The organism is Paraburkholderia sp. CNPSo 3272 (genome assembly GCF_024206495.1).
Lineage (GTDB): Bacteria > Pseudomonadota > Gammaproteobacteria > Burkholderiales > Burkholderiaceae > Paraburkholderia.
Genome location: NZ_JAMBPQ010000033.1, coordinates 69,466 through 79,907, shown reverse-complemented (window position 1 = coordinate 79,907; position 10,442 = coordinate 69,466). Strand labels below are relative to the sequence as shown.

Sequence of the window (10,442 nt, the reverse complement as noted above, 5' to 3'; positions counted from 1 at the left end):
CGCAGTACCGCCAACCAAAACCGCGCCTTTCGTTTCGGCTCACCGAACACGCATTTCGGCGGAGTGAACAGCCGTTTCGGCGGGCTGAACACCGATTTCGGGAAGATGAACACGCGTTTCGGAGCGCCGAACACCGATTCCGGAATACCCCGAAACCGTTCGACTTCAAACGAAACGGCTGTTCACCTTCCTCCGGAAACCCTGTTCGACTTCAACCGAAATCCGTGTTCGACTTCGCCGAAATACGCATCCTGGCCATGCGGGGGGGCCAACCTTTACGCCAGATGGCCCGAGGCGTCTGACTTTATGAGGGCGCGGAACGGCGTTCGCGCGTTGTTGCAGCGGGCCGCCGCCTGAGTCTGGCCGCCGCCGCGCGCTTTACTTCGGGGCGGCCGAGCAGGGGTGAGCCGCAATACGCATCGGCGGTTCGGCTAAAAGCGCCAGAATTTCGTCCCGGAGCGCATCAGCGAGAGGACTGTTTTCGTAGCCATCCTTGGCCGCATCCGATTTGAAGACCTCGATGTTCCACAACACGTCAGGATCGCCGTCCTCGCGAAGAATGATGAAACGGTCGGAAGCCCCGGACTTCTCCATGCCGACGCTGGCAAGCTCGAACAGCGTGTCCCCGCAACCGGGCTTCGCGCGCATCCTGATGATCTAGGCTGGCTGGTCCTGTAACGTCATACTTGTGTCCTTTTCATAGAGCGATGTTCCAACGCAGCACGATATCACCATGCAAGTCGAAGACCTCGAACGCCGCGTCACCGTCGTGATGCCATGCGGCAAGTACAAAGGCCGACTCATTGCCGACCTGCCCGGGCATTACCTCAACTGGTTTGCCCGCGAAGGATTTCCCAAAGGGGAAATCGGCCACCTGCTCGTACTGATGCAGGAGATGGACCACAACGGCCTGAAGGGTTTGCTCGATCCGCTGCGCAAACGCGGTTAGCGTCAGACAGGGCGAGGAATCGAACCTCTCGCCGCGCATGACCTATGCTGGCAGCACGACACACGCCGTATTGTGCGCGGAGCGCCTCGCCATGGATCGTTCGCCTCTTGTTCTTGAGGTTAGCGGCTATACCGACGCCGATCACTGGAACTGGCATCTCAAGGATGCCCGGGGCGTCACGCTGGCTTCGCACGCCGTAATCCTCGCACACGCCGACTGGCGCCGCGAAGCGCTGTTCAACCTGCCTGCGTGGCTTCACTACCATTGCGCGCCGGACGCCGCAGACGAAGACGAGCGGCGTCATCTACAGGCATTCGGCGCGTGGCTGGGCGAAGTCGTGCTTGGACCGGCAATCGCCGGGCATCTCGTTGCGTACGCCAAACCGGCCGCCCTGGTCCGGCTGGTCTTGCCACAGGCGGCGGCGACGTTGCTTGCCTTGCCGCTCGAGATGGCGCATGTGAGCGGGCAGCCCCTCGCCCGGTATGGCGTGAGCTTCGTTTTCGAGGTCGAGCGCGAGGGCCTCGCGCAAGCGCCGGCCGTTGGCGAGTCGTTGCGTATTCTCGCGCTGTTCAGCGTACCGCCCGCGGGCAGCCCGCTAAACCTGCGCGGCGAGCGGCAACACCTGCAGTCGCTTGTGAACCGGCTCGCCATGCAAGGCCGGTCCATCGAACTACGGGCGTTGCAGTACGGTGTCACCCGCAAACGGCTTGAGCAGCTTCTGGGGGATGGCGGCTGGGACATCGTCCACTTCGCCGGGCACGGAACGAGCGGCGCGCTGCTCCTCGAGCGGCCCGACGGCGCGCCGGACCCCGTGGCGCCCGACGCAATCGCGCGCTTGCTGAGTGTGGCCGGCGCGCGTTTGAAGCTGGTCGTGCTCGTTGCGTGCCATTCGGCATCGGCGAGCGTGGGAGCGACGCTGAGCTGGCTGGGCGCGTCCGGCACCGCTGGCGAACCGGACGCCGGCGCGCAGGCTGCCGGCCGCGTCGAGCAGGGCCTCGCGCAAATGCCCGCATGGGTGCTGGAGCGGGGCCTCGACTGTGCCGTGCTCGCGACGCGTTACGCGGTCGACGATCGGTACGCCATGTCCTTCACCAATGCGTTCTATCAGCGCCTGCTGGAACACGGCGAGCCGCTGCCGCGCGCCGCACGTACCGCTTCGGAACAGGCGCTGCGCGCGCTCGGCCGGGGCGGCGCGGCGCCGGACCGTCCGCTATCCATGACCATGCCGATGTTGCTCGGCCGGCGCGCCGCCGACCTGGCGTTTGCGATGCCGCCGCGCGCGCGCCCGGCGGCCCGCGATGCGGGGCCGGTCGTGCCACCGTTCGCGGCGGAGCCCCGCCACTTCGTTGGCCGTGTGCGGGCGATGACGCTGGCAAGCGAAGCGCTGGCGGAGAACGTCGCCAGTCGGGGGGTGCTGTTCCACGGCATGGCCGGGGCGGGAAAGACCGCTTGCGTGGTGGAGCTGGCCTGGCACCATCTTCGGGCGGCCCGCTTCGAACAGGTCGTCTGGTACAGGGCGCCCGAGTTGAACGCCGACGCTTCGATGACGTTGAGCGCGCTCGCGCTCGCGATGGAAACGCGGGTGCCCGGCATCGCCATGCTTCATGCCGTCGCGAGCGAGTCCGCGCTGGCTCGATGGCTGCCAGTGCTTCGGCAAACCCTGGAGACGAAGGCCGTCCTGATCGTGATCGACAACGTGGAAACGCTGCTGACGGCCAGTGGTCACTGGTGTGATCAGCGCTGGTCCATGCTGATGCGCGCTTTTCACGACCACGGCGGTGCGTCGCGCGTGGCGATGTCGAGCCGGCTCGTCCCGGCCGGCATGCCTGCTTCCTTCGTTATGCTGACTGTGCATGCGTTGCCGCTCGACGAAACCTTGCTGCTGATACGCGAACTACCCAATCTGCGAGCGTTGCTCGAAGGCCGTTCACCCTCTGTCCGTGCCGCGCGCGGCCGCGAATTGTTACGCGACACTTTGCGCGCGGTGCAGGGCCACCCCAAGCTGATCGAGTTCGCGGAACGGCTCGCCGCCGACCCGGAACGCCTCGCGCGGCGATTGCGGGACATCGGCGGCCTCGAGCACGCCGATGCGGACGCAACCGATGCTTACCTGCTCCGCGGCGAAACGCACTTTGACGTGCAGGCGTTCCTCGATCAGCTCGATCGCTGGACGAGCGCGCTTTCTCGCGCGCTGTCGAAGTCCGTGAGAACGGTGTTCCATCTGCTGTGCGCATTGGAGCCGGATGACCGGTGTAGCGCGGTGGTCGAAGCCAACTGGCAGGCGCTCTGGCCCGAAACGCCGCACGTCGATATGCGTGCGGCGATCGCGCGGCTCGAAAGCTGCGGACTCCTCGAGCTGCGCGCCGCGGCAGGGCAGCACGCCCAGCACGTTTTCGCGCTCCATCCGGCAGTGGCGCGCGCCGGGCGGGCCGAAGCGGGCGCGCCATTCCAGACGCGCGTTGACGAGGTCATGGTGAACTACTGGTACGGCCTCATGCGCGTGACCATGGACAACGCGGTGCGGGTGCCGAATGCCGGTGCGACGACCGCACGGGCGGGGTGGTCCGCGTTTCCCTATCTGGGGCGCAACGGCGAATGGGAAATCGCCTCGCAGATGATCGAGCGGGTGATGCGCGTGGACGACTCGCCGCGGGCAACCGCCATGTTGCTGCCCATCATCACGCGAATGGCGGCGGTTACCGCGAAAACGCCGAAGGCTCTGATCACCCAGTCTCTGCTGGCACGCGTGCTGAATCAGGCCGGCCTTTGGCGTGAAGCGGTGCAACGCTGGGAGGCCGTGCTCGATGCCGCCGAGCGCGCGGAAGACTTCACGGTGGCGGCGCCGGTGTGCAACGATCTCGCGAATGCGTGGCAGTCCGTGAACCTCGAGAAGGCACAGGCCTATGCAAAGCTGCATCACCGCTATGCGAGCCTGGCCGGGGCCGGCGCCTGGAGCGAACTGTCCGCGCTCGGGCAGCAGCTTCAAATGCTCTCGCAGAAAGCGCAGTACAGCGAGGTACTCTCGCGCTTGCCAGAATTGCGCCGGCGAATGATCGCCGCGGGCAAACCAGGGCCGCTGGAAGGCATGCTGGACTGGAACGTGCGCAATGTGATCTTCGATACGGCGAGCGATGCCGCGTTTCAATACGGCAGCGCTTGCCGCGCTGAGGCAATGGCCCTTTCCGGCTCGCAGGCGCTCGCCTGGTTGGCCCGCGCGCGGGCCGCGTGGCGCGATTCCCTGAAGTACAACGGCAAGGCGCGAGCCGCCCATCGCCGCCGCGGCGCGTTGCCGCTGGAACTGGCCCGCAGTCGGCTCAACGACAACGGGGCGCTGATCGAACTGGAGCGGTTCTCCGAAGCGTACGCGATGCTTCTCGAATGCAAGGCCGTATTCAAGTCCGAAAATGCGGTCACCGAACTCGGCGACCTGTATTCCGCGCTCGGCACCCTCGAACAGAAGCGTGAGCGCTGCGGGCCGGCGCGCGAATTCGAGGCCAAGGCACTGCGATACAAATATCAAGGTGGCGATGCGCGGCATGTCGCCATCAGTCATTTCAATCTCGCCAACCGCTATCTCGCCGGGTCCCCGGCCGGGGACCGCGACTTCGAGACCGGCGTGGCGCATCGGCTCGCGGCGGCGGTCATCCGGGCTGCGACCGACCCCGATCGTGCCGGGTACTACGCGGCGACGCTGAAGGCGCACATCGCCAAGGGCGGGGGGCAGACGTGCACCGTACTTTCCGGCGATTTCGACGCTCTCTGCTCGATCGTCGAGGCGATAGACGGCGTCGCCTTTCGCGCGCTGATGGCGCGCCTCGCGCCGGGGCGCGAGGGCGCACTCATGAAAGCCATCATCGCGACCGCGCTCGAAGCGTGATCGCACGCGCCTATGCCGTCTCGGCCACCGTGCACCGCAGATCTTTGCCGGTGACGCTGCCTTGCGCAATCACGTTATCGCTCGACGCCTGGAGTGCGAGCGGAGGCGAAGCGGCTTCGATTTCCCAGCCAAAAAAGGCGCCAATGGGCACGGCGCGCCGGCTTCGGGTGCTCCAGAGGCGCCGTTCATCGCGCCATGCTTTGGCGTCGGTTTCCCGTGTGGCGTTCATTGCCATCGACGAGAGCATCTGAAGCGCCAGCGTGTTGCTGGCGGCAAGGCAGGGCGGTCCGATTCTGCGCGCATGCGCGAGCAGCGAGAGGCAGTGCGCCGCGATGCCGGCATCGTCGCTGCCGCTATCGGCGTCGTTGTCGGCGACCGCTGCGAAGGCCCAGGCCGCGGCAACGGAGGCATCCGCGATCCAGTCGTACGCCGCACCGAGCGTTTGCGCGATCTGCGCCGCGTCGGCGATCTGGCCGGTGCGCGCCATGAGCAATGCTGCCGCGACGCTTGCCCACGGTGCGGCGCCGTGCGTCATCAACGCTTCGAGAGCGGCTGCCGTGTCTTTATCGCCGCTGTGCCAATCGTTATCGGTAATCGCCTTCGCGGACGCGACGAGCAGCGAATCGACCTCGCTCGGCAGGGCGCGCTGCACCGCGCCGATCAGCGTGGCCGTCAGTTCGTTCACGGGGCGCATCGTCACGACGAGATCGGGGCGCGACGCAGCGACAGCGGGCCGCAACGTCAGCCAGATGCCTTCGTCCACCACCGGCACGCCAACACGCCAGGGAGCGCGGCCTTCCACGGCAATCGTCAGCCGCAGCGCCGCGCGGCACGGCCATTGGCCGTGCACCAGCTTGAACATGACTTCGCTGTCGCAGGACTGCGCGACTTCGATCTGCGCTTGCGCCGCATGCCATTCGACCACGTCGGGCTGCTCCGTATCGGCGAGATCCGCGCTCGACAGACTGACCGTGAAGGTGCGCTGTTCCAGGTTCGCTTGGGTCAGGAACGGGAAGTTGAGCGGGATCGGCGCGGGCTCCTGAAAACGCGTGGCGTGTTCCGGCAACGAGAGCGGCAAGTTGCCGGCCGGCAAGCCCCGGCTGGGCGCATTCTCGGGCGAGGGGCTGGAGAGGCCGGACCAATCCTGTGGCGACACCACCCGTTGCGATGCGCTTTCGCTCAGGGCGCTCAGGTCGCTCAGGACGCTCAGCAGCCCGCTCCGGCGCGGTCTTGGCAGCGAGGCCAACGCGCTGCTCGGCGCAAAATCCGGGTCTGAGCCAAGCTGGACCGAGGCGGACGCATCGCCTTCGCCGGCCGGTGCCACTGTGAATGCCTGAGAGGTGATGCCGCCGCTGCTCGCGCTTTCGATGGTCGCGTTGTAACTGTCCGGTCCGAGCGCGATCTCGACGGGCTCGCCCGCCGCGGAAAAAACGCGGTTTACCGTCTGCGACTGCGTGCCGACGACGGTGATGCGATAGGCCCCCTGGCCCGGCGGCTGGATCACGACGGTGCGCGCCGTTTCATCGTTCATGGCAGTAACCTGACTATCTGTGCACAGGGATTGGCGTGAAACTTCGCCGGACGATAGGCTTGCGCACCGCTGAAGGTGGGTCTTGCCTCGAACTCGGTGCCGGTTGGCGCGACTTCGAGAAAGCAGTTCGTTTGCAGTGGCGCGGACTGGATGAACGTGAGGCCATCCGAGGCTTCGATCAGCGTGAGGTACGCCATGTCGGCGAGATTGTCGGTACGCACGACCACAGGAATGCGGGCATGCGGCACGGTGACCAGCGTCGCCTGGTTCGCGAATTTAGTGAGCGCCTCCACGTCCAGCGTCGAATAGCCGAAGGCCGCGTCCGCGACTTTCGGCACGTTGCAGAGCAACCGTTCGCCGGTGACGACCCATGCGCCGTTGCTGTCACGGTCAACGCACGCTTCGAAGCTGCGCAGCAAGGCCTGCGTGAAGTATGGCGGGTCGCGGCTGTCCGGGCCCCACGCGAGCTGGCCGAAACGCGAACCCGCAAGCGCGAGCGACCTAACCCGGGTTGACGCTATCTTCCCGAATTTCGCCTTGACCAGTACGACGCCGTCAAGGCCGTCGTACTCGGACAGCACGCTATCGACCAGTTCCTGGCACGCGTCGAGAAAGACCCAGCACGCGCTCGCGCCGATCACCGGCAGATTGGTCGCGAGGTTGCCAATGTTGAGCGAGGCGCCCCACTGGTTGAACGGATTGGTGAGCACGTCTTCCAGCAGCCCGGACACGCTGAGATCCGCCTCGGCAACGCCGTGCGACGACATGTAGAAAAACATGCTGTCATTGGGGCGGCAACGGGCGAGCCATGCGTTGCCAGCGGTTTCGACGTTGACGCGCGTCGCGGCACTCACGCCGTCATCGGCGCGTGGATCGTTGGCGAACTTGCCGATGTCCAGTTGATCGGCACCGGCGTCGGCGTCCGGATCGGACAGCAAACATTCGATCGATGCGAGCGGCGCCGTCAACTCGTCCTGGTGATCGAGCAGATAGCGGACAATCGCACGCGCGCCGGCCACGGTCGATTGCCGCGTAGCGGCCTCGCCAAGCTCGGGGAACCGGCCGCAGCCGATCACGAAGGCATGCGTCGCGGGCGCGGCCCCGGGCGCGCGCTGAAAGATCTGAGTCATGGCAAAAACCCCGCTTGTTTCATGCGTGCGTTGAGCCGCCTATAGAAAACGAGGTTCGTGAAGTAGGCGCTATGGGCGTCGGTGATGCCGGCGGTCGTGCTCGCTTCGAGATCCTCGACGTCTTCGAAAACCGGCTTTGCGAGGAACGACAACACGTCGAGCCGGTTATAGACATTCCACCAACGTTCCGCGCAGCCGGGCTTCGGCACCTTGTTGCCTTGGTTTGCACCATAGCCGGCGCTCGACGCCGTGAAGACCTTCAGTTCTTCGAACAATGCCACCTGGGAACCGACGGTGAGGAAGAGATCGGCCTTGAAGGGTGCGCCCAGCTCGTCGGTGAGCCCTTGCACGAAGGGCACGTCTGTTAAAAGGTCGTACAAAATGACGCCCCCCATGCTGTGCCCGCACACGATGAGCCGGCTGTGCGCGGCGTTCGCCGCGCTTGCCGCCGGAATCAAATACTTGCGGATCTCCGCGCGGATGGCATCGCGCGCGGCGCCCGCCTTGAGATACGTAAAAACGTCGCCAATGAAGATGGCCAACTGCGGAGTGAGCTTGCCGCGTACCGCGAGCACGGCCGGACTGTTCACGAGGTCGGTGGTCGCGCCCTTTAGCTGCGTCGCGGCGCTGCGCACGCTGTCGAAGAGCGAGAGCGACTGGTCCTGCAGGAAGGGGCGCGCGGCAACCTGCAAGCGGTCGAGAAAATCCTTGTCGTCGGTCGCGCCGGTCAGGCTTTTGCGCGCTTCCGGATTTTCGAGCGCCCTTGCCGCCGCGCTCCAGAAACGCACGGCGTTTTCCACGGCGGCGGGGTCGGAGCTTTGCGCTTGCTCGATTGCGATAGAAGAGAGCGAGCCGACGACGGCGTCCAGATCGCTCTTCGCTGCTCGGGCGAGCGTATCGCCGGGGGGCTGAAGCGGCGACGCGCCCGTTGTCCCGCCCAGGATGCCGCCGATGGCGAGCGGTGCGCTGCCTGCTTCGGCTTTCAGCACGTGTCCCGGAACGCAGGCGAGATTCCACGCGGGGTGGGCGGCATGGACACTCCAGAGCGGATTTCGGATCGTCACCGATTTTTCGAACGTCTCGTTCTGGAACATCTGGTTGCGGGCTGCGAGCGCCGTTTGATACTCGACGTATTGCGCGTCGCCCGCGGCGTCCGAGCGCGGACCATCGACGCCATGCACATAGACCAGTTGATTCATCTTCGCTATTCCCCTGCTGATCGGTTGAACAGTGGAAGCAGTGCACGTTTTCGAGCGGTCGGAGCGGGACTGAACTCCTGAGCCCAGTCTAGTCAATCATGGCTCGAAATAGAAAGGCTCCCGAACGCAGCGGCAGCGGGTGCCGGTGTCGTGAACGACGATGGCGATGCTCATCGATACGAGTGCGCGGATGTGGCCTCGAGAACGCGGTGGCATGGGATATGCCGGGTGCGTGGTGATCGGATTCTTGTGATCTTTGCTGGTGATTTAACCGATAAGGACAGTGTTCGTCTGTGGCCTTCCGCACGAACCGTGCTCATATTCCACCATCGCGTTTGCCCGGCAAAGAGGACGGGCGCGTTTTGATCTTACGGAGTTTTAATCGCAAACAGGCATCTTTTGATAAGAATACTTATCTATATAGCTGCGCTGCGTTGCACGTTCGTCCAGGAAGTACCGCGCTCGCGCAGGCAATAAGTACCCGTGCATGTCCGCACCGCATGTCGAGTTGCTGTCATCGCGCCCGAATCCGCGCGCTGGATTCCATGCCACGATCGCTTCTGGTCACCTGGCCGTCCATTGCGTTACTACCGAGATGACTCCCGCGGCGAAAGTCGTGAGTCGCGCCTGCGCGGGCGCGCTGCGTCGAGCGCGAATCGTTCTCGCGATCCAGTGCGGCGAGGCTGTGATCCCGCCCGTTCCGGGCACCTGTTCAAGTGATACCCTGTCCCCATTGACGCTTTGCTACGCCCGCAGGAACATGGAGCATGGCGCTTTGTCGGTGCAGCTTTGGCCTTCAGTGGCTGCGCCACTTATACGAACTTATACGTCGGCGCGCGTTTTGGGTTGGATCATAAAAAAGCAGCGTTCATCGACAAATGGCCCTTGCACTGCGGCCGAGGTACAAGTGATGTCTTTTCGTTATCCAAATCAATCTCCGTGATTACTATCGTCTTTATAGCGAACTCCACGGAATTTCACTCCCACGGCGTCGTCGATGATCTCGACACGCGCCACCTCAATTGGCGACCTCATGAGTTCGTCCAGCGCACATTCAATAAACGCCTGCGAGTCGGGTGTGCCTGCCGCCAATAACGCGTCTCGCATCACGTTGTAGTCCAAAACATCGCACAGTTCGTCGCTCGCGGCGCTGGAGTGAAGATAGCGAACCCAGATCTCGACATTCACGAAATGTTTCTGTGCAAGCGGATCAATGTTTGCGGGGTGCCAGCCGCGAAGAAAAAGGCGACGGCACCCGACCACGAGGTCGATACGCGTGTAGTCCGGCATATCGAAACTTCCTTCCGGTTTGTGTAAAGCAACTAGATGGGCGGCGCCAGGCATAAGTCATTACCTGATTAAAAAAGAAGCTAATTCAGAAATGCGCGAATCATCGCCGAGTAAAAGGGCACTCGTGAGCGGCACACCAGTCGCATCGATTTCCATCGGTTGACGCGGTGCCGGTGTAATTTGGGTGGCTTCGCGTTTACCGTTAACCATGGCCGCGTTCATTACCGCGCGCAACGCGTCGTTTTCCGACCCGCGCGACCCGCGTATGGCGTCGGTGCGCCGCTCGCGCGGTTCGATTGCGATTCCCGACGCAGGTCAGCGCGGCGTATTCCAGTTCGAGGCACATACCAGGACAGAATGCACCGCGGGACGTGACTTCGTGGCTTCTCGCAGTTGATGGAACGACGAGCTGCAAAAGACCGACTTCGAAGGCCATCGCGTTGACTTGAGCCAAAAAGTTGAATTG

Annotated in this window: 9 protein-coding genes; 3 read left to right on the top strand and 6 right to left on the bottom strand. The window is 64.2% G+C overall.

All coding sequences use genetic code 11. The features are described 5' to 3' along the window. Window positions 1-357 (top strand): hypothetical protein (locus M3I53_RS29040; RefSeq protein ID WP_254319271.1); only part of this gene is annotated, 357 nt, incomplete at its 5' end. A 21-nt stretch (window positions 358-378) separates the two neighbouring features. Here M3I53_RS29040 and M3I53_RS29035 read toward each other — a convergent pair. Beyond that, a complete protein-coding gene (locus M3I53_RS29035; protein ID WP_254319270.1) occupies window positions 379-648 on the bottom strand; it encodes a putative quinol monooxygenase in 270 nt (89 codons plus the stop codon). A gap of 85 nt (window positions 649-733) precedes the next feature. On the opposite strand from M3I53_RS29035, the gene M3I53_RS29030 reads away from it, so the two are divergent. Further along, window positions 734-949 carry a DUF3820 family protein gene (locus M3I53_RS29030; RefSeq protein WP_254319269.1) on the top strand — a complete coding sequence of 72 codons (216 nt, stop codon included), beginning with the start codon at window positions 734-736 and terminating at the stop codon, window positions 947-949. A 37-nt stretch (window positions 950-986) separates the two neighbouring features. After that, a complete protein-coding gene (locus tag M3I53_RS29025) occupies window positions 987-4,826 on the top strand; it encodes a CHAT domain-containing protein (protein ID WP_309249554.1) in 3,840 nt (1,279 codons plus the stop codon). 10 nt (window positions 4,827-4,836) lie between these two features. Here the strand turns inward: M3I53_RS29025 and M3I53_RS29020 are convergent, their stop codons facing one another. The 5 genes from M3I53_RS29020 to M3I53_RS29000 form a co-directional block, all read right to left on the bottom strand. Continuing rightward, window positions 4,837-6,357, bottom strand: a complete 1,521-nt coding sequence (locus M3I53_RS29020) for a hypothetical protein (RefSeq protein WP_254319267.1) — start codon at window positions 6,355-6,357, stop codon at window positions 4,837-4,839. Beyond that, the gene (locus M3I53_RS29015) at window positions 6,354-7,487 is read right to left on the bottom strand and encodes a caspase family protein (RefSeq protein ID WP_254319266.1); all 1,134 of its coding nucleotides are present in this window, start codon (window positions 7,485-7,487) and stop codon (window positions 6,354-6,356) included. The genes M3I53_RS29020 and M3I53_RS29015 overlap by 4 nt, the downstream gene beginning before the upstream one ends. Beyond that, window positions 7,484-8,686 carry a hypothetical protein gene (locus M3I53_RS29010; protein WP_254319265.1) on the bottom strand — a complete coding sequence of 401 codons (1,203 nt, stop codon included), beginning with the start codon at window positions 8,684-8,686 and terminating at the stop codon, window positions 7,484-7,486. The genes M3I53_RS29015 and M3I53_RS29010 overlap by 4 nt, the downstream gene beginning before the upstream one ends. A gap of 930 nt (window positions 8,687-9,616) precedes the next feature. Continuing rightward, a complete protein-coding gene (locus M3I53_RS29005; protein WP_254319264.1) occupies window positions 9,617-9,976 on the bottom strand; it encodes a hypothetical protein in 360 nt (119 codons plus the stop codon). Window positions 9,977-10,036: 60 nt separating this feature from the next. Continuing rightward, window positions 10,037-10,186 carry a hypothetical protein gene (locus M3I53_RS29000; RefSeq protein ID WP_254319263.1) on the bottom strand — a complete coding sequence of 50 codons (150 nt, stop codon included), beginning with the start codon at window positions 10,184-10,186 and terminating at the stop codon, window positions 10,037-10,039. Window positions 10,187-10,442: the final 256 nt, after the last annotated feature.

Excerpts from the sequence above, each read along its gene's own strand:
- M3I53_RS29035 (WP_254319270.1), bottom strand. The coding sequence starts at position 648 with ATGCGCGCGAAGCCCGGTTGCGGGGACACGCTGTTCGAGCTTGCCAGC.
- M3I53_RS29030 (WP_254319269.1), top strand. The coding sequence starts at position 734 with ATGCAAGTCGAAGACCTCGAACGCCGCGTCACCGTCGTGATGCCATGC.
- M3I53_RS29025 (WP_309249554.1), top strand. The coding sequence starts at position 987 with ATGACCTATGCTGGCAGCACGACACACGCCGTATTGTGCGCGGAGCGC.
- M3I53_RS29020 (WP_254319267.1), bottom strand. The coding sequence starts at position 6,357 with ATGAACGATGAAACGGCGCGCACCGTCGTGATCCAGCCGCCGGGCCAG.
- M3I53_RS29015 (WP_254319266.1), bottom strand. The coding sequence starts at position 7,487 with ATGACTCAGATCTTTCAGCGCGCGCCCGGGGCCGCGCCCGCGACGCAT.
- M3I53_RS29010 (WP_254319265.1), bottom strand. The coding sequence starts at position 8,686 with ATGAATCAACTGGTCTATGTGCATGGCGTCGATGGTCCGCGCTCGGAC.
- M3I53_RS29005 (WP_254319264.1), bottom strand. The coding sequence starts at position 9,976 with ATGCCGGACTACACGCGTATCGACCTCGTGGTCGGGTGCCGTCGCCTT.
- M3I53_RS29000 (WP_254319263.1), bottom strand. The coding sequence starts at position 10,186 with ATGGTTAACGGTAAACGCGAAGCCACCCAAATTACACCGGCACCGCGT.